Source organism: Bradyrhizobium iriomotense (assembly GCF_018130765.1).
Taxonomy (GTDB): domain Bacteria; phylum Pseudomonadota; class Alphaproteobacteria; order Rhizobiales; family Xanthobacteraceae; genus Bradyrhizobium; species Bradyrhizobium iriomotense_A.
Map to the genome: position 1 here is coordinate 21,100 of NZ_JAFCJZ010000019.1, position 18,426 is coordinate 39,525.

An 18,426-nucleotide genomic window follows, 5' to 3' on the forward strand; every position below is an offset into this window, starting at 1 on the left:
ACCCTGTTCGCGGAGCGCTATCGCATCGCGCTTCAGTGCGCCGCTGACGCCGAGCGCTTGGCCGCAACCGGCTTCGGCATGGGCTTCGCGGTCGCCTGCGGCGCGCTGTCCCAGCCGCCGTTCGGGGCCGCGACGTTGACGGCGTCGTCGGGCTGCGGCTCGGCGCTGAACGTCTGGATCGCGAGCTTGGCGGCGGCGAGCGATTGCGGGTCGAGCCGCTTGGCGACGTCGTCACGCTTGCCGGCGGCATCCGCATCGCCCTGCGCGGCCGCGAGGCTGAACCATTTGTAGGACTCGGCGAGGTTCTGCTCGACGCCGATGCCGCGGGCATAGAGGATGCCGAGGTTGAACTGGCTGTCGGCGACACCGCGATCGGCAGCTTTCCGGAACCACTGCGCCGCGCTCTTGTAGTTGGCGCCGCGTCCGCCGCCGTCGGCATCGAGCACGGCGAGGTTGTGCATCGCCTTGGCGTTGCCGCGCTCGGCGGCCTGGGTGTAGTAGCGGCGCGCGATGTCGGCGTCCTTCTTCACCCCGAGGCCCTTTTCATAGAGCGTGCCGAGGCGGAAGGTCGCGGGCACCACGCCGGCCTGCGCCGCGCGGTCGTACCACTTAGCCGCTTCGTCGTAATTGGTGGCGACGCCCTTGCCTTCGGCAAAGCGCACGCCGATCTCGTAGGCCGCGGTCGCATCGCCCTTCATCGCGGCGGTGCGCAGGGCTGGACCACCGATGCCGTCAGGCAGCTTCTCGCTCGGCGGCACCTGGACAAGGCCGAGCCGCGCACGGCTGGTGCCTGACAGCGCGCCGGTGATGTCGCTGCTCGCAGCAGGCGGCGGCACCGCCGTGGCAGGCGCCTGCGGGATCTCGACCGAGGCCGAGCTGCCGGAATTGGGAGTGGGCACCGGCGCAGCATTGTTCTGCGATTGCCGCCCGATCGGCGTCGGCGAGGTCATCGACGGCGTGATCTGCTCCGGCGCGGCCGGCTTGGTCTCGACCGGCGGTGGCGGCGCCTGCGGGGCCGGCTGGCTCGGAGTATCCTGCATCGCCTGCGGCGCCGGCGGCGCGCTGCTGCCTTCGAGCAGGTTCATCGCCATCTTGAACGTGCCGAGCACGATCACGACCACGCTCGCGCCGACCAGCAGCGAGCGGATTTTTGAGGTGATAGTCGAGCCGCCTTCCTGGCCCTTCTCCTTGGCGCGGGCGATCGCGGCCTTGGCGCCACGGGCCGGCTTCTCGGGCGGCTGCGCAGCGGCAGCTTGCGCCGCGCGGCGCGCGGCCGCGATGAAGCTCGACGACGACACCGGCTCTTTCGGTGCGGCGGGGATCTCGCTGATCGCGCTCTCGGAGGCGGCAATCCGCTCCGATGGCGTGGCAACGCGGCCGCCCGGCCGCGTGCCCGGTTCGAGCGGATGATCCGGCGGCAATTCCGGCGCGATCGCAGCGCGTGCGGGCGCCGTATGCGGCTCCAGGATTTCGCTGATGGCGCGCGATGGCACCGGCGGCGGTGGCGGCACCGGCGGCGGCGCAGCCGGTGCGGCGGCATGGAATTCACGCGGCGCAGCGACGAAGGCGGAGTGCGGCGGCTGCTGCATGGCGGCCGGGTTCGGCAGCTCCGGCTTCGGATCGTATTTCGGCGGCTGTGCTTGCGGCCGTGGCTCACGCGCCACCGGCGCGGGCTCCATCGGCGCGGCCATCGGCATCGCCATCGTCTGCGGCGCAGGGGCCGGCGGTGCGGTGCGCACCGCGCGCAGATCGCCCTCGATCATGGAGAGGCGATCAACGACGTGGCCGAGCGCGCTGTGCACGGCGTCGAGCGAGTCCTGCGTGCTGCGGTTGGTCTCGGCCTGGCTGAAGCGGATGTCGGAGAGCTCGCGCTTGACGAGATCGACCACGCCTGAATCGACAGGCGGTGCGGAGTTGCGGCTCTCGGCAAGCGCTGAATAGGTCGCCTGCTGCCGTTCCAGGTGCCTGAGGATGTCGTGCAGGCCGTCCTCGACGCGACTCAAATTTCCGTTGCGCGGATCGGCGGCGGCCTCGATCCGCTCCAGCAGATACGAGACGCGCTGTTCGAGATGCGCGAAGGTCGAGGCGGAATCGTTGCCGACCTGCATGCGGTCGAAACGGTCCGACAGCGCGCGGATCGCGGCTTCCAGATGCTCGGTGCTCTCTGACGGCTGCGGCCGTTCGCGGGTTTCGAGCGCGGCAGTGAGCGCGGCGATGCGCTGCTCCAGCACCGCGAAACTGTCGCTGTGGCCGGACGAACGGGTGATCTGGTCGACCTTGGACGACAGCAGCTGCACGTCCTCGGACAGCCGTGCCAGTGCCTCGTTGGAAGCGACGTTGGAGACGATGCCGCGTAGCGCCGCGATCGCGCCTTCGAGCTGCTGCACCGTCGAGGGATCGTTATTGGCGCGCAGGATCAGATCGAGCTTGGCGCCAAGATTGCGGATCGCCTCGTCATAGCCGGTGAGCTGCTCGGCCGGCGTCAGCGTGCGCAGCACCTGCTTGATGTCGGACAGCGCGCGCTCGATGCCTGACAGCACCTGGCCGTCGGTGCCGTTGGAGCGGGTCTCGTCGATGCGCCGATGCAGCGAGCGGATCTCGTTCTCGATCGATTCGATCGCGCGCCGCGGCATCGCCTCGGTGATGGCGGTGCGGATCTCCGCAAGCTCGCTGCGGAAGGCATTGATCGCCTGCTCGGTATTATCAGGGCGCTGCAGCGCTTCGATCTGGCTCGTGATCTTGAGCAGATGGCGCTCGAGCGCCGAGAAATCCGGCCCTGCTTGCGGTGGCGGCGGGGCATAGGCAGGCGCGGGCGGCGCCATGGGAGGTGCGTAAGGTGCTGCGGGTGCAATCGAGGGCGCTGAGCGCGGCGGCATCTGCCTGGGGGCAAAACCGTCGAGCTCGCTCTGGCGCGCGGTGATCTCGGCAACCGCGACGTCGAACGAGGCAGGGCTCAAGGGCGGTGAGTTGCGATAGACCTGAGCTGCCGCGCGCTCGACCGCATCGGCCTGGCGCTGGCGCGCCTCAATCGGTGACGGCGCGGGGGCTGGCCGCGGCGCTTGAGGTTGTTGCGGACGGGAGATTTGCGACAGGCGTGCGTCGAGCCGCGAGATCGCGTCGTTGAGCTGGCGCGCGACGCCCTGCTCGCGCGAGACTTCTCTTTCACGAGAAGAGTCTTGGCGCGGGGCGGGCTTTGAAATCCGTTCGATCTGCTGGGTGATCGCGTCGAGCCGCTGGTGGATGTCCGCGACTTCGCGGCTCTCCTGACTCGGCATGTGTTGCGGGCGTTGATCCTGACGCTGGTCGTAAGGTCCGCGAAAGTTTGGCGGCGCAGTCTCGCCGAGCGTGGAGTTCAGCCAATCGTTGAGTGACATGCCCGCGCGACGCGCAGCAGCTTCGGCCCGCTCCCTCACGGATGGATCGATGCCGTCAACACTCCACGATACGCGCGAATTCATGACTCTGTCCGGTTCCGACTCCGGCGCCCCACCCGGCGCCTCCAGCCTCCCCACGCGTGCCGGTTGCAAAGACAATCGAATTTGGCGCGGGTCGTCTGCCTCGAAAACCGACTTTTTCCTGTTACGGTAAATAACGGGTTAAGGAACGTGGCGCGGGTGTCTTAAAGTTGGGCGGCGGGAGCTTGGGGACATGCACCATGGTCGGTGCGCTCCCTCCCCCGCTTGCGGGGGAGGGCGGGGGAGAGGGTGCTTCCGCAATCGAGAACCCCCAAGAGGAGAGAGCCCTCACCCGGCGCTTCGCGCCGACCTCTCCCGCAAGCGGGAGAGGTGACCGGCACCGCCTGCGCGCTCAGCCCTTCCCCTCGCGCTTGCCATCCTCGATCGGCACCACCGCGGCCTTGCCGCTCATCGTCGACAGCGCCGCGAGGGCCTCCTCGCAAAAATCGGCCACCATCTGCTCGTGGCGGGCCCCTAAGCGGAGCAGGAGCAGGTTGCCGAGATCGAGCCGGCCTTCCGCCGTGCCGTCCGGAAAACGCTTCTTCAGGATGCGCTCGTAATTGGCGTGACGGTCGCGGTGGTGCTCCAGGCGGGCCATCAGGTCGGTGCGCAGCGGCTCGATGTCGATGCTGTCGAGCGCATGGAGGCGAACCAGGAGGTCGTCCTTGGTCGAGGCTGGCGTGCTTGGCCGCGCGGCCCAGTGCCGCAGCGCTGTTCTACCCTCGGGCGTGAGCGTATAAACCAGCTTGTTGGGCTTGCCTGTCTGCACGACCTCGCGACCCTGGATGTAGCCGCGGTCGCGCAGCTTGGAGAGCTCGCGGTAGATCTGCTGGTGGTCGGCCTTCCAGAAGAAGCCGATCGAGGAATCGAACGTCTTGGCGAGCTCGTAGCCCGTCATCGGCCGTTCCGTCAGGCATGCGAGGATTGCGTCGCCCAGTGCCATGACTGGCCTCCTTCTTCGACCTTGACCAACTCGCTTGACTTTATGCGCATCGGCGCATATGCGTCAATGTGCATATGAGGCAGATCAGGGATGGGGCCAAAGACCCCGCCCGAAAACCCAGCAAAATCGAGCTGGGCGCTACTGTGCATGGGGTTGTTTTCGCGTTTTTTTGCCAAGGCTCCTGGAAAGCCCTTTAGGGAGGCACCCGAGAATGACCGGCCTCGATTCCTGGTACGCCTACATGAAGTCTCATGACCGTACCGCGCTCTGGGACCTCCTGCATCCCGACGCCGTGTTCGAAAGCCCCGTCGTGCATTCGCCGCAGCGCGGCCGCGACATCACCTTCAAATACCTCTCCAGCGCCGAGAAGGTGCTCGGCGGTCCCGGCTTCACCTATGTCGGCGAGTGGAAGAGCGCCGATGGCGCCGTGCTCGAATTCAAGAATGTCATCGACGGCATCGAGATCAACGGCGTCGACATCATCACCTTCGATACCGAGGGGCGCATCACGCATTTCAAGGTGATGGTGCGTCCGCTCAAGGCGATCAACATGCTGCACCGCCTGATGGCGGAGCAGCTTGCCGCCGCTCAATCATAAGCCCAACATCCTCACTTCAAGCCCCATGCCGGGAGAACGCTATGCCGATCTATAAAGCCCCTGTCGAAGACGTGAACTTCCTGCTCAACGACGTCTTCCAGATCGACCGCTACGACAACCTCGCCGGCTTCTCCGATGCGTCGAGCGACGTGCGCGATGCGATCCTGGGCGAAGCTGCAAAGCTCGCCGAAGAGGTGCTGCAGCCGCTGAACCGCGTGGGCGATCTCGAAGGCTGCAAGCGCGCCGATGACGGCAGCGTCACCACGCCGAAGGGATTCAAGGACGCCTTCAAGCAGGTCGCCGAAGGCGGCTGGCTCGGCCTGTCGGCTCCGACCGAGTTCGGCGGCCAGGGCCTGCCGGTGACGCTTTCGCAGGCGGTCAACGAATTCCAGATCTCCGCTAACATGGCGTTCTCGATGTATGGCGGCCTCACCATGGGTGCGACCGCGGCGCTGCTGGTGCACGGCACGCCCGACCAGAAGAAGACCTACGTGCCGAAGATGATCGCGGGTGAGTGGACCGGCACCATGAACCTGACCGAGCCGCATTGCGGCACTGACCTCGGCATGCTCCGCACCAAGGCGGTGCGCCAGGCCGACGGCAGCTTCAAGATCACGGGCACCAAGATCTTCATCTCGGCCGGCGAGCACGATCTCGCCCCCAACATCATCCACCTCGTGCTCGCGCGTATCGAAGGCGCACCCGCCGGCATCAAGGGCGTGTCGCTGTTCGTGGTGCCGAAATTCCTCGTGAATGCCGACGGTTCGGTCGGCGCCCGCAACGGTGTCGTCTGCGGCTCGATCGAGCACAAGATGGGCATCCACGGCAATTCCACCTGCGTGATGAACTACGACAACGCCACCGGCTGGCTGATCGGCGAAGAGAACAAGGGCATGCAGGGCATGTTCGTGATGATGAACGAGGCAAGGCTCGGCGTCGCCGTGCAGGGCCTCGCGCAGTCCGAGGTCGCCTATCAGAACGCGGTCGCCTATGCCCGTGAGCGCATCCAGGGCCGCGCGCTCACCGGCGCCAAGGCACCGGACAAGGCGGCCGACCCGATCATCGTGCATCCCGACGTGCGCCGCACGCTGCTCTCGATCCGCGCCTTCAACGAGGCCGCGCGCGCCTTCGTGATGTGGACCGCGCTGAAGAGCGACGTCGCCCATCGCTCCGAAGACCCGAAGGATCGCCAGGCCGCCGACGACCACATGGGCCTGATGACGCCGGTGCTGAAGGGCTTCCTCACCGAGTACGGTTTTGCCAACGCGGTGCAGGCGCAGCAGATGTATGGCGGCCACGGCTACATCGCCGAGCAGGGCATGGAGCAGTTCGTGCGCGATGCCCGCATTGCCATGATCTATGAAGGCGCCAACGGCATCCAGGCGCTCGACCTCGTCGGCCGCAAGCTGCCGCGCGACGGCGGCCGCGCCATCATGGCCTTCTTCGGCGAGGTCATGGCCTTCGCCAAGGAGAACGGCGGCGACGAGGCGATGAAGCCTTTCATCACCCCGCTCTCGGCCTCGCTCGGCCATCTCCAGCAGGCCACGACGTGGCTGATGCAGAACGCGATGATGAAGCCGGACAATGCCGGCGCGGCCGCGACCGACTACATGCATCTCTTCGGCTTCGTCGCGCTCGGCTACATGTGGGCGAAGATGGCGAAAGTGACGAATGCCAAGATTGCCGAGTCGGGTGCCACGCCCTATCTCTCCACGAAACTCGTCACCGGCCGCTTCTTCATGGAGCGGATGCTGCCGGAGACCGCGGCCAATCTCGCGCGCATCCAGTCCGGCTGCGCCACCATCATGGAATTGCCGGCGGAAGCGTTCTGAGGCTTCTCGCTTCACCAATGATCCGATCGCACCGCGGTCGTAACCAATAACTGCAATCAGGAGGCTCCCATGGCTGATGCCTATATCTACGACCACGTCCGCACCCCCCGCGGCCGCGGCAAGCCGGACGGCGCGCTGCACGAGGTGACCGCGCTCGCGCTCGCCGCCGTGCCGCTGAAGGCGCTGAAGGACCGCAACAATTTGCCGGAGGATTCCGTCGACGACGTCATCCTCGGCGTGGTCGATCCGGTCGGCGAAGCCGGCAGCGACATCGCGCGCTTCGCCGCGCTGAAGGCTGGTCTCGGCGAGGCCGTGCCTGGCGTGCAGATCAGCCGCTTCTGCGCCTCCGGCCTCGATGCCGTGAACTTTGCCGCAGCCCAGGTGATGAGCGGCCAGCATGAGCTGGTGATCGGCGGCGGCGCCGAATCGATGAGCCGCGTCGGCATCGGTGCCTCCGGCGGCGCCTGGCCGATGGACCCCTCGATGGCGGTGCCGGCCTATTTCATGCCGCAGGGCGTTTCGGCCGATCTGATCGCCACCAAATACGGCTTCTCGCGCGACGACGTCGACGGCTACGCGGTGCAGAGCCAGCAGCGCGCGGCTAAGGCCTGGGACGAGGGCCGCTTCAACAAATCGGTCGTGCCGGTGAAGGACATCAACGGCCTCACCATTCTGGCCAAGGACGAGCACATGCGTCCCTCGACCACGATGCAGTCACTGGCGCAGTTGCAGCCGTCGTTCACGATGATGGCGCAGATGGGCGGCTTCGACGGCGTCGCGACCCAGTCGCACCCGGAGATCGAGCGCGTCAACTACGTGCATCACGCCGGCAACTCCTCGGGCATCGTCGACGGCGCCGGTGCCGTGCTGCTCGGCAGCAAGGAAGCGGGCAGCAAGTACGGCCTCAAGCCGCGCGCAAAAATCCGCGCCTTCGCCAACATCGGCTCGGAGCCTGCGATGATGCTGACCGGCCCGGTCGACGTCACCGAAAAGCTGTTCGCGCGCTCCGGCATGAAGAAGTCGGACATCGACCTGTTCGAGCTGAACGAGGCCTTTGCCTCGGTCGTGCTGCGCTACATCCAGGCCTTCGACATCGACAACGCCAAGATCAACGTCAATGGCGGCGCGATCGCGCTCGGCCATCCGTTAGGGGCGACCGGCGCGATGATCCTCGGCACCGTGCTCGACGAGCTCGAGCGCACCAACAAGTCCACCGCCCTCGTCACGCTGTGCATCGGCGGCGGCATGGGCACCGCGACCATCATCGAGCGCGTCTAAGGGTAGGGAGCAACCAACATGTCTTACAAGAACTTCAAGGTTGAGACCGACACCGACGGTATCGCGCTCGTCACCTGGGACATCCCGGGCCGTTCGATGAACGTGCTCGACGAGACCTCGACCAATGAGCTGGACGCGATCGTCAAGGCGACCACCGCCGACGCCGCCGTGAAGGGCGTCGTCATCACCTCCGCCAAGGAAGCGTTCTGCGCCGGCGCCGATCTGTCCATGCTCGAGGGCATGAACCAGGCCTACGCAAAGGTGTTCAAGGAGCAGGGCGAGACCGCGGCGAACCAGATGCTGTTCGACCAGAGCCGGCGCTTCTCGCTGGTGCTGCGCTCGATCGAGACGTCAGGCAAGCCGTGGGCCGCCGCGATCAACGGCCTCGCGCTCGGCGGCGGCTTCGAGATCACGCTGTGCTGCCATTACCGCGTGGCGGCTGAGAACCCCAAGACCCGTCTCGGCCTGCCCGAGGTCAAGGTCGGCCTGTTCCCCGGCGCCGGTGGCACGCAGCGCGTGCCGCGCCTGGTGCCGCCGCAGGACGCCATGACCATTCTGCTCAAGGGCGATCCGGTCACGGTCGATAAGGCGAAGGCGCTGAACCTGATCCACGCCATCGTTCCCGCCGCCGACCTCATCAAGGCCGCGAAGGACTGGATCAAGGGCGGCGGCAAGGCGGTCGCGCCCTGGGACGAGAAGGGCTTCAGGCTGCCCGGGGGCCCGGTGTTCTCCAAGGCCGGCATGATGATGTTCCCGGCCGGCAATGCGATCTATCGCCGCGAGACCTACGACAACTATCCGGCCGCGCGCGCGATCATGAGCTGCGTCTATGAGGGCCTGCAGTTGCCGATCGACGCTGCGCTCCGCGTCGAGTCGCGCTACTTCACCTCGGTGCTGCGCTCCAAGGAAGCGGCCGCGATGATCCGCAGCCTGTTCCTGTCGATGCAGGAGCTCAATAAGGGCGCGCGCCGTCCGAAGGACGTAGCCCCAACCAAGGTGAAGAAGATCGCCGTGATCGGCGCCGGCTTCATGGGCGCGAGCGTCGGCTACGTCTCGGCCCGCGCCGGCCTCGACGTCGTCCTGATCGACCGCGACCAGGCGAGCGCCGACAAGGGCAAGGCGCATGCGCAGAAGGTGATCGAGGACCAGATCAAGAAGGGCCGCGCCAAGCCTGCAGACGCCGAAGCGCTGCTCGCGCGCATCACGCCGACCGCCGACTATGCTGCGCTGAAGGACGTCGATCTCGTCATCGAGGCCGTGTTCGAGGACCGCAAGGTCAAGGCCGAGACCTTCGCCAAGGCGCAGGAATATCTGAAGCCGGACGTGATTTTCGCGTCGAACACCTCGACGCTGCCGATTACCTCTCTTGCTGAATCCTTCAAGGACCAGGGCAAGTTCGTCGGCATCCACTTCTTCTCGCCGGTCGAGAAGATGATGCTGGTCGAGATCATCCTCGGCAAGAACACCGGCGACGTCGCGCTGGCGACCGCGCTCGACTACGTCCGTCAGATCGGCAAGACGCCGATCGTGGTCAACGACTCTCGCGGCTTCTTCGCCAACCGCTGCGTCGGCCGCTACGTCGCCGAGGGCAACGAGATGTTCCTCGAAGGCGTGCCGCCGGCGATGATCGAGAACTGCGCCAAGATGGCCGGCATGCCGGTCGGCCCGCTCTCGCTGTCGGACGAAGTCGCGCTCGACCTCGGCCTCAAGATCATGAAGGCGACCGAAGCCGATCTCGGCCCCAACGCCATCAATCCCGATCAGAAGAAGCTGATGGTGGAGATGGTCGAGAAGCAGGGCCGTCTCGGCCGAAAGAACAGCAAGGGCTTCTACGACTATCCCGAGAAAGGCAAGGGCCAGAAGAGCCTGTGGCCGGGTCTCTCCGCGCTGCAGCCGAAGCAGCTCGACCCCGATACGCTCGACATCGAGGAGCTGAAGCAGCGCTTCCTGGTGGTTCAGGCCGTGGAAGCCGCGCGCACGGTGGAGGACAACGTCATCACCGATCCGCGCGAGGCCGATGTCGGCTCGATCCTCGGCTTCGGCTTCGCGCCGTTCACCGGCGGCACGCTGTCCTATATCGACTTCATGGGCACGAAGAAGTTCGTCGAGCTCTGCCACAAGCTGGAAGCGAAGTATGGCTCGCGCTTCACGCCGCCGAAGCTGCTCGAGGAGATGGCCGCGAAGGGCGAAACCTTCTACGGGCGGTTCGCGCCGAAGAAGGCGGCAGCTGCCTGATTGTTTGACGGGCTGCAGATTCGAAACGGAAAGGCCGGATCACCGATCCGGCCTTTTTCTTTTGCGCATCCTCACGGTTGCATCAGATTTGTTCCAGGTTGTGGAACCGCTCACAGAATCGGGATAGGAACCGTGCCAGAGTCCCCGCTGCCGCAGCGTCGCGCAATTGTCATAGGCGCGTCAAAGCGGCGCCGTTCTTTTGCTCGGCCCTGGCACTAGTCTTGCTGCGGGTCAGGGTCACGAATCGCGTTGGGACACTTGCCGATCCCATCGGCAAGCCGAAGACGAAAAGAAAGTTGTCCTTGATGAACTCCTTGGTGCTGCGCAAGACCGCGCTCGGTCGCGATCTTGCCACGAAATATGCTGTTGCGTCCGCAACCGGCCGATCCTCATCGCAGCAGAAGCCGGCGCGCCTGCGCCGCAAGGGCCCGGCGCTCTGGGCCGCGTTGGCGCTACTTGTGCTGGCGGCGGATTTTTTGCTGGCCTATCTCGCCTGGCTCGCCGTCGACCTCGTCATGGGGTGAGACCGCGCGAGCGTGCAGCAGATACGATGTCGCGAAATAGGCGAGTTGGGAGACGGCGAGACAGATGGCAATGACGGTCACGCCCCCCATCATTCCGAAATCGTACACGCGAAGAATGATCGCCGAGACAACCGCGATCAATGGCGAGATCACGACCAGCGCCCAGATCCGGAACACGTGACCGGTCGCTATTCCCACCAACGCACTTGCAACGATCAGGACGATGGCAATCGTCAACGTCAACTCCGGTGAAAGTGCAAACTATCTTCAATAAATTGCGCCAAGCTCGCGCGCTTTGCCCGTGCTGACAAGACAGCACCACTTACATTTGGCGAACAGTAGTTCATAAGTCTAATCAAGGTGCAATGATCCGCGGAGGAGATGGATCCGTGCGGTGCTTTGATGTGGGAACAAAAAGGGCCGGATCATCGACCCGGCCCCTCAAGCATGATCCGGAAAAGTGCGAAGCGGTTTTCCGGAAAGATCATGCGTAAACAACAACTTGAAGCGCGATGACGATTCATCCAAACCTCATCGCGCCTAGGGAGATTGATCGCTGCCGCGTCTCAGGCGGCCTGGATCAGGCCTTCCTTTTTTAGCGCCTCCTGCACCTGGGGGCGCGCCGCGACGCGGGCCTTGTAGGCGGCAAGGTTCGGCATCGCGGCGAAGTCGAACTTCATCCGGTCGGCCCAGGTCAGCATCGTGAAGAGATAGCCGTCGGCCACCGTGAACTGCTTGCCCATGAGGTAGTCGCGGCCGGCGAGCTGGCTGTCGATGTATTTCAGCTTGCCCATGACGCGATCCCTAAAGAAGGCCTTGGCCTCGTCGTTCAGGGCGGGGGCGAACAGCGGGCCAAAACTCTTGTGCACCTCGGAGGTGAGGAAATTCAGCCATTCGAGCAGCTTGTAGCGTTCGGCGCTGCCATGGGCCGGCGCCAGCGCCTTGGTGGAGGCCTGATCGGCGATTATCTGGACAATCACCGGACCTTCGGTCACGATCTCGCCGCTGTCGAGGCCCAGCGCAGGGACCTGGCCCTTGGGGTTCAGCTTCAGATAATCCTCACCATTTTCGAGCTTCTTGGCCCGGATATCGACCTTGACCAGTTCGTAGGGCAGGCCGGCTTCCAGGAGCGCGATGTGGGGGGACAGGGAGCAGGCCCCGGGCGAATAATAGAGCTTCATGGAATTTCCTCCTCTTGACGCTTGGCTGCGGCGAAGGAACGCCTACATGCATCTGCATGCAATAGTCAAGATTGATGCAGGTGCATCGAGTGAGGTAAGAGACGGGCGACGACCTTGAGCGGGACCATGAAACGCAAACCATCGACCGAGGCAACCTCCGCCTGGATCCGCCTGATGCGGGTGCAGAGCCGCGTGCTCGACTGCGTCGAGCAGGACCTGAAGAAGGCGGGATTCCCGCCGCTGGCCTGGTATGACGCGCTGCTCGAATTGTCGCGCGCGCCTTCCGGCGAGCTGCGGCCGGTGGAACTCGAACGTCAGATGCTGATCCCGCAATACTCCACCTCGCGCCTGATCGACCGGCTGGTCGACGAGGGGCTCGCCTCCCGGCGCGAATGCAAGATCGACAAGCGCGGCCAGTTCGTGGAGATCACCGAAGCCGGCCGCGAATTGCAGAAGCGGATGTGGGGCGCCTATTCGGCCGCAATCGAGAAATATGTCGGCTCGAAACTGTCCGATGCCGACGCCGTCAAGCTCAGCGGTCTGCTCGACCGGCTGGGCTGCTCGTGCGGTGAGATGAAGTTGCCGCCCGTCGCCAACGTCAACGAAAGCACGCCGTCGCGATGATCGCGCGGCAAACCAGCACGTCCGCGCACCCGGTGGTTCGCGGACGATCCCCTTCACCCCGCGCGCGTTCGGTCGAAGCGCTTTTGATTAGAGTTTGATATGGCGCGAGACCAGATCGATATGACGCCGCTGCAGTCACGTGACGAACTCGTCGCGTGGTTCGAGGCCGGCTGCAAGGACCCGTCCGAATTCCGCATGGGCACCGAGCACGAGAAGACCCCGTTCACGCTCGAAGGCCATCGTCCGGTGCCTTATGAGGGCGCGCGCGGCATCGGCGCGCTGCTCGAAGGCATGAAGCTCCTGCTCGGCTGGGAGCCGATCATGGAGAAGGGCAACATCATCGGCCTCTACGACGTCACCGGCGGCGGCGCGATCTCGCTCGAGCCGGGCGGACAGTTCGAGCTCTCCGGCGCGCCGGTCGAGAACGTGCACCAGACCCAGAGCGAACTGATGGCGCACCTTGCCCAGGTGCGCGAGATCGCAACGCCGCTCGGCATCGGCTTCCTCGGTCTCGGCATGACGCCGTCCTGGTCGCGCTCCGACATCCCGGTGATGCCCAAGGGCCGCTACAAGATCATGACCAATTACATGCCGAAGGTCGGCCAGTACGGCCTCGACATGATGTACCGGACCTGCACGGTGCAGACCAATCTCGACTTCTCCTCCGAAGCCGACATGGTCAAGAAGCTGCGCGTGTCGCTCGCGCTGCAGCCGGTCGCGACCGCCCTGTTCGCCAACTCGCCGTTCACCGAGGGCAAGCCGAACGGCTTCCTCTCCTTCCGCTCGGAGATCTGGCGCGACACCGACAATGCGCGCGCCGGCATGATGCCATGGGCGTTCGAGGACGGCATGGGCTTCGAGCGCTATGTCGATTACGCGCTCGACGTGCCCATGTATTTCGTCAAGCGCGACGAGGAGTACATCGACGTCTCGGGCTCCTCGTTCCGCGCCTTCTTCGACGGCCGCAACAACAACCTTCCCGGCGAGCGCCCGACGCTGTCTGACTGGGCCAACCATCTCTCGACGATCTTCCCGGAAGTGCGGCTCAAGCGCTATCTCGAGATGCGCGGCTCCGACGGCGGACCGTGGGGGCGCCTGCCGGCGCTGCCGGCCTTCTGGGTCGGGCTGCTCTATGACGATGTGTCGCTCGATGCCGCCTGGGACATGGTGAAGCACTGGAGCGCGCATGAGCGTCAGGCCCTCCGCGACGACGTGCCGCGCTTCGGCTTCAAGTCGCGGATCAAGGACCGTTATCTGTTCGAGATCGCCAAGGAATGCCTCGTTCTGGCACATGCCGGCCTGCGCCGCCGCGGCCGGATCGACCAGCTCGGACGCGACGAGACCCGGCATCTGGAGCCGCTCGACCGCATCATCGATTCCGGCCGGACGCCGGCCGAGGAAATGCTCGAGAAGTTCAACGGCCCATGGAAGGGCTCGGTGGAACCGGCTTACGCGGAATACGCGTTCTAATTCGATACGCGACGACCAGGATTTAGGCCGTTCATCGCCCATACAGGTTTGCGGCGATCAAATGATCGGCTGAAAAAACCTGAGCGTCGTCAATAACTCGAAAGCTGTTCCGATGGGGAAGGGCCGCCTGTCCGGGGCCGTCATGGCAAGGGGCTTGGCAAGCGTCGTGGCATGCGTCACGCTGCTTTTGCTCGTGTTTGCGAGCGTGCCGGCGCGCGCCCAGACGGCATTCGACCGGCCCGGCGGCGACTATTTCAGCACGCCGGTCACGTCGGGCGACCCCGAGGATTGTGCGCTGCTGTGCGAGCGCGACCGCAAGTGCCGCTCCTGGAGCTTCAGCTATCCCGACATCGATGGCGCCGCGGCGGTGTGCTGGCTCAAGAACACTGTGCCGCCGCGCGTGCCCGGCAGTTGCTGCATCTCCGGCGTCCGCGGCGCCGGCGTGATCGAGCCGCGCGTCGAAGGCGTGGAGACGTCGATCGACCGCCCCGGTGGCGATTTGCGCAATTTCGAGCTCAAGGACGGCGAAAGCGTAGAGGCCTGCAAGGCCGCCTGTACCGCCGACAACAAGTGCCGCGCCTTCACCTACGCCCGTCCCGGCTACACCGGGCGCGAAGCGCGCTGCTTCCTGAAAAAGGAAATCAAGCCGCCGCGCAGGAAGGCGGGATTCACCTCGGGCGTGGTGAGATAGGCAGGGTGCCGTAGGGTGGGTTAGCTGTGCGGCTGCGCGAAGCGCAGTCCGCGCCGCGTAACCCACCTCTTCTGTCTCCGCGGAGATAAACAGTGGTGGATTACGCTTCGCTAATCCACCCTACGAGATCTCACTCCGCCGCGATCACCGTGAGCTCCGGCCATAGTGCCTTCCATCGCGCGGCCTTCATCGCGTAATTGGCCGCGGAAAAATTCAGTGCACGATTGGGCCGCACGATCAATCTTGCGACGTCGTCGAACCCGTGCGGCGCATAGACGTCGAAATCCCCGCCCGTGGGTTGGATACCGAACTGCGTGTTCTCCGTGAGGAAGCGGTCGATGCCGTCGGTTGAGCGCGTTAACGGCGGATAGGGCAGGCCGTGCTTGCCGGGGTACCACAGATGTACGCGCGCCTGGTTGCGGATCTCGACCTTGGTGCCGAGATGCGCCAGGCGCGCCTGCAGCTTGCGGATCACGGCGTCCTCCGCCTCCCATGACGTGTCGGAGTCGAAATAGAAGACATCGTAATCGGCGATGCCGTGATCGATGGCGCGGCCCGTGAGCGCGTTCCACACCGTCTGCACCAGGCAACCTGCGACCAGCCAGGCGTCGGGAAGGGCGAGATGCGCGAGCTCGTCGATGATCGCTGCGTTGACCGGATTGCGCAGGGCGAGAGCGAGAAATTCGTCGTGGGTCATCGGAAATCGTACGGTGAGCAACGCGGTCGCCGGAGCTCGACGAGCGAAGGCGGACGCGCCTTTGCGCACCCTACGATCTACGATTCCGTCAATGCACCGCGGTGAAGAACCGCGCGAGCCGGAAACCGGACAGCCAGGTCCATACCGGCTGACTGCGCATGCCAAGATCCCAGGAGCCGACCACGGCGTCGGCGCGCCCGATCAGATTGTCGACCGGCAGGAGCCCGACGCCGCCGGAGCGCAGCGGCACGCGGCTGTCGGCGGAGTTGTCCCTGTTGTCGCCGAGCACAAAGAGATGGCCAGGCGGCACCGTCACCTCGGGAGTGTTGTCGAGCGGGCCGTTGTCGCGCATCTTGAAGATCAGGTGCGAGACGCCATTCGGCAGCGTCTCGACGTAGCGATAGGCGGGCTCGCTGCCGCCATTGTCGTCCTCGGCAGAGCCGACGCCGTCAGGCTTCAACTCGGCGGGGCGGTCATTGATGAAGAGCTGGCCCTGTCGCATCTGGATGCGGTCGCCGGGCAGGCCGACGACGCGCTTGACCCAGGCCTGCGAGCGATCGCCGGGCCAACGGAACACCACGACGTCACCCTGCTTCGGCGTCTCCGCGAAGACGCGGCCGCTCTCGGGCAGGTTGATCTGGATCGGCAGCGACGAGGTGCCGTAGCCATAGGGGAATTTCGAGGCGAGCAGCGCGTCGCCGATCAGCAGCGTCGGCTCCATCGAGCCCGACGGCACGTAGAACGGCTCGGCGAGCGCGCCCTTGGCGATGAACACCGCGGCAACGATGCCGGCGAGCTGAACGATCTGCCCACCCCAGCCGCTGCTCTTGCGCTTGGCGGGGACGGTTACCTTCTCGACACTCATGCGCCTGTTCCACCCACGGTGATGCGTTCCATCAGAAGCGACGGCTGGCCGACGCCAACAGGCACGCCCTGACCGTTCTTGCCGCAGGTGCCGATGCCGGTATCGAGCGCGAGGTCGTTACCGATCATGCGGATGCGATGCAAATCGGTCGGCCCGTTGCCGATCAGCATCGCGCCCTTCAGCGGCGCGCCGATCTTGCCGTTCTCGATCTTGTAAGCCTCGGTGCACTGGAACACGTATTTGCCCGAGGTGATGTCGACCTGGCCGCCGCCGAAATTCGCGGCGAAGACGCCGTTCTTGACGGAGGCGAGGATTTCGGCCGGATCGCGGTCGCCCGCGAGCATGTAGGTGTTGGTCATGCGCGGCATCGGCACGTGGGCGTAGCCCTGGCGGCGGCCGTTGCCGGTCGGCTTCATGTTCATCAGGCGAGCGTTCTGGCGGTCCTGCATGTAGCCGACCAGGATGCCGTCCTCGATCAGCACGGTGCGGTTGGTCGGCGTGCCCTCGTCGTCGATCGACAGCGAGCCGCGGCGCGAGGCAATGGTGCCGTCGTCGACCACGGTGACGCCCTTGGCCGCGACCTGCTGGCCCATCAGGCCGGCGAACGCAGAGGTCTTCTTGCGGTTGAAGTCGCCTTCGAGGCCATGGCCGACCGCTTCATGCAGCATCACGCCGGGCCAGCCGGCGCCAAGCACCACGTCCATCTCGCCGGCGGGGGCCGGAATCGATTCCAGATTGACCAGGGCCTCACGCAGCGCGCCGTCGGCGGCGTCGCGCCAGTTCTTGCTCTCGATGAATTCGGCATAGCCGGCGCGGCCGCCATAGCCCTTGCTGCCGCTCTCCTGGCGGTCGCCCTGGCCGGCGACGACGGAGACGTTGACGCGCACCAGCGGACGGATGTCGCGATAGCTCTCGCCGTCGGGCCGCAGGATCTCGACGACCTGCCAGGTCGCGCCGAGGCTCACGCTGACCTGCCGCACCCGCGGATCCTTGTCGCGCAAGTATGCGTCGATCTCGGCGAGCAGCTTGACCTTGGTCTCGAAGCCCGGCGCATCCAGCGGATTGTCGTCACTATAAAGCCGCACGTTGGTATGCGCCGGCGGAGCCGCGAAGCTGCCGGAATAGCCGCCGCGCACGGCCGCGACCGCGTCGGCGGCGCGAATCAGCGCCGGCAGCGAGACGTCGGAGGAGTGCGCGTAACCGACCGCGTCGTCCTTGACGGCGCGAAGCCCAAAACCCTGCGAGGTGTCGTAGGTCGCCTGCTTCAGCCGCCCATTGTCGAACATCAGCGCTTCGGTCTGGCTGTATTCCAGGAACAGTTCGCCGTCGTCGGCGCCGGCGAGCCCGCGCGCAACCTCGTTGCGAACCTGGTCGCGGTCGAGATTGGCACGGTCGAGCAGGGAGGTTGTGGCGGGGTTGGTCATCGATCACCCATTGTCGGAGAGATGTCGGGCAAGATAATGGCTTCGGGACCGTTCGGCGAGAGGGCGGTGCGTCACATTACCGAAACGACATGATTGAAATCATTGCCATATCCGAAGCGCAGATCGAAAGCTTCCATCGCGCGCTCGACACCGTTGCGCGGGAGCGGCGCTATCTGGCCTTTCTCGAGGCGCCTCCGCTGGAGGCGACGCGCAGCTTCGTCCTCGACATGATCGCGCAGGGGAATCCGCAATTTGTTGCGCTTTCCGGCGGCGACGTCGTCGGCTGGTGCGATATCAGGCGCCATCCGCGGCCGATCTACGCCCATGCCGGCATCCTCGGGATGGGCCTCTTGCAGCCGTTTCGAGGCCAGGGGCTCGGAACGCGGCTGATCACGACGACGCTCGCCGCCGCGCGGGCCGCCGGCCTGTCGCGGGTCGAACTGTCCGTTCGCGAGGACAATCGGAGCGCGATCGCGCTCTACATGAGGGTCGGCTTTGCCGTCGAGGGATTGTCACGCAACGCGGTCAGGATCGACGGCGTGTATGAGAGCGTGATCCAGATGGCGGTGCTGTTCTAGGGCGCGACGGCGTCGCTGTTCGACCCCGACT

General features: G+C 65.4%; 15 protein-coding genes. 8 read left to right on the plus strand and 7 right to left on the minus strand.

Annotated elements, in window-relative coordinates; genetic code table 11:
* Nucleotides 1-32 precede the first annotated feature (32 nt).
* Both JQ635_RS27810 and JQ635_RS27815 read right to left on the minus strand, forming a co-directional pair.
* Nucleotides 33-3,458 (minus strand): SEL1-like repeat protein, encoded by a 3,426-nt coding sequence (locus JQ635_RS27810; RefSeq protein ID WP_211412970.1) that lies wholly within the window; start codon nt 3,456-3,458, stop codon nt 33-35.
* A gap of 349 nt (nt 3,459-3,807) precedes the next feature.
* A complete protein-coding gene (locus JQ635_RS27815; RefSeq protein ID WP_211402636.1) occupies nt 3,808-4,398 on the minus strand; it encodes a PadR family transcriptional regulator in 591 nt (196 codons plus the stop codon).
* Between the two features lie 211 nt (nt 4,399-4,609).
* Between JQ635_RS27815 and JQ635_RS27820 the strand changes: the two genes are divergently transcribed.
* The 4 genes from JQ635_RS27820 to JQ635_RS27835 all read left to right on the plus strand — a co-directional run bounded on the left by JQ635_RS27820 (nt 4,610) and on the right by JQ635_RS27835 (nt 10,341).
* Nucleotides 4,610-4,996 (plus strand): nuclear transport factor 2 family protein, encoded by a 387-nt coding sequence (locus JQ635_RS27820; RefSeq protein ID WP_211412971.1) that lies wholly within the window; start codon nt 4,610-4,612, stop codon nt 4,994-4,996.
* A gap of 41 nt (nt 4,997-5,037) precedes the next feature.
* The gene (locus JQ635_RS27825; RefSeq protein WP_211412972.1) at nt 5,038-6,828 is read left to right on the plus strand and encodes an acyl-CoA dehydrogenase C-terminal domain-containing protein; all 1,791 of its coding nucleotides are present in this window, start codon (nt 5,038-5,040) and stop codon (nt 6,826-6,828) included.
* Between the two features lie 69 nt (nt 6,829-6,897).
* Nucleotides 6,898-8,106, plus strand: coding sequence for an acetyl-CoA C-acetyltransferase (locus tag JQ635_RS27830; protein WP_211412973.1), 1,209 nt, complete (start codon nt 6,898-6,900; stop codon nt 8,104-8,106).
* Nucleotides 8,107-8,124: 18 nt separating this feature from the next.
* Complete coding sequence (locus JQ635_RS27835) at nt 8,125-10,341, plus strand: FAD-dependent oxidoreductase (protein ID WP_211412974.1); 2,217 nt, start codon at nt 8,125-8,127, stop codon at nt 10,339-10,341.
* A 452-nt stretch (nt 10,342-10,793) separates the two neighbouring features.
* Here the strand turns inward: JQ635_RS27835 and JQ635_RS27840 are convergent, their stop codons facing one another.
* Nucleotides 10,794-11,102 (minus strand): hypothetical protein, encoded by a 309-nt coding sequence (locus JQ635_RS27840; RefSeq protein ID WP_211412975.1) that lies wholly within the window; start codon nt 11,100-11,102, stop codon nt 10,794-10,796.
* A gap of 329 nt (nt 11,103-11,431) precedes the next feature.
* Nucleotides 11,432-12,046, minus strand: a complete 615-nt coding sequence (gene gstA / locus JQ635_RS27845; RefSeq protein ID WP_211412976.1) for a glutathione transferase GstA — start codon at nt 12,044-12,046, stop codon at nt 11,432-11,434.
* A gap of 126 nt (nt 12,047-12,172) precedes the next feature.
* Here gstA and JQ635_RS27850 point away from each other — a divergent pair, with 126 nt between their 5' ends.
* The 3 genes from JQ635_RS27850 (at nt 12,173) to JQ635_RS27860 (ending at nt 14,831) form a co-directional block, all read left to right on the plus strand.
* On the plus strand, nt 12,173-12,670 hold the full coding sequence (locus tag JQ635_RS27850) for a MarR family winged helix-turn-helix transcriptional regulator (RefSeq protein ID WP_018644966.1): 498 nt from the start codon (nt 12,173-12,175) through the stop codon (nt 12,668-12,670).
* Between the two features lie 99 nt (nt 12,671-12,769).
* A complete protein-coding gene (locus JQ635_RS27855) occupies nt 12,770-14,140 on the plus strand; it encodes a glutamate--cysteine ligase (protein WP_211412977.1) in 1,371 nt (456 codons plus the stop codon).
* Nucleotides 14,141-14,252: 112 nt separating this feature from the next.
* Entirely contained in the window at nt 14,253-14,831 is a 579-nt protein-coding gene (locus tag JQ635_RS27860) for a PAN domain-containing protein (RefSeq protein WP_211412978.1), read from the plus strand.
* Between the two features lie 130 nt (nt 14,832-14,961).
* Here JQ635_RS27860 and JQ635_RS27865 read toward each other — a convergent pair whose 3' ends face one another.
* The 3 genes from JQ635_RS27865 to tldD all read right to left on the minus strand — a co-directional run bounded on the left by JQ635_RS27865 (nt 14,962) and on the right by tldD (nt 17,817).
* A complete protein-coding gene (locus JQ635_RS27865; RefSeq protein WP_211412979.1) occupies nt 14,962-15,528 on the minus strand; it encodes a nucleotidyltransferase family protein in 567 nt (188 codons plus the stop codon).
* Between the two features lie 88 nt (nt 15,529-15,616).
* A complete protein-coding gene (gene lepB / locus JQ635_RS27870) occupies nt 15,617-16,393 on the minus strand; it encodes a signal peptidase I (protein ID WP_211412980.1) in 777 nt (258 codons plus the stop codon).
* Nucleotides 16,390-17,817, minus strand: a complete 1,428-nt coding sequence (gene tldD, locus JQ635_RS27875; protein WP_028151631.1) for a metalloprotease TldD — start codon at nt 17,815-17,817, stop codon at nt 16,390-16,392. The genes lepB and tldD overlap by 4 nt, the downstream gene beginning before the upstream one ends.
* Nucleotides 17,818-17,906: 89 nt before the next feature.
* Between tldD and JQ635_RS27880 the strand changes: the two genes are divergently transcribed.
* Nucleotides 17,907-18,395, plus strand: a complete 489-nt coding sequence (locus JQ635_RS27880; RefSeq protein ID WP_211412981.1) for a GNAT family N-acetyltransferase — start codon at nt 17,907-17,909, stop codon at nt 18,393-18,395.
* Nucleotides 18,396-18,426: the final 31 nt, after the last annotated feature.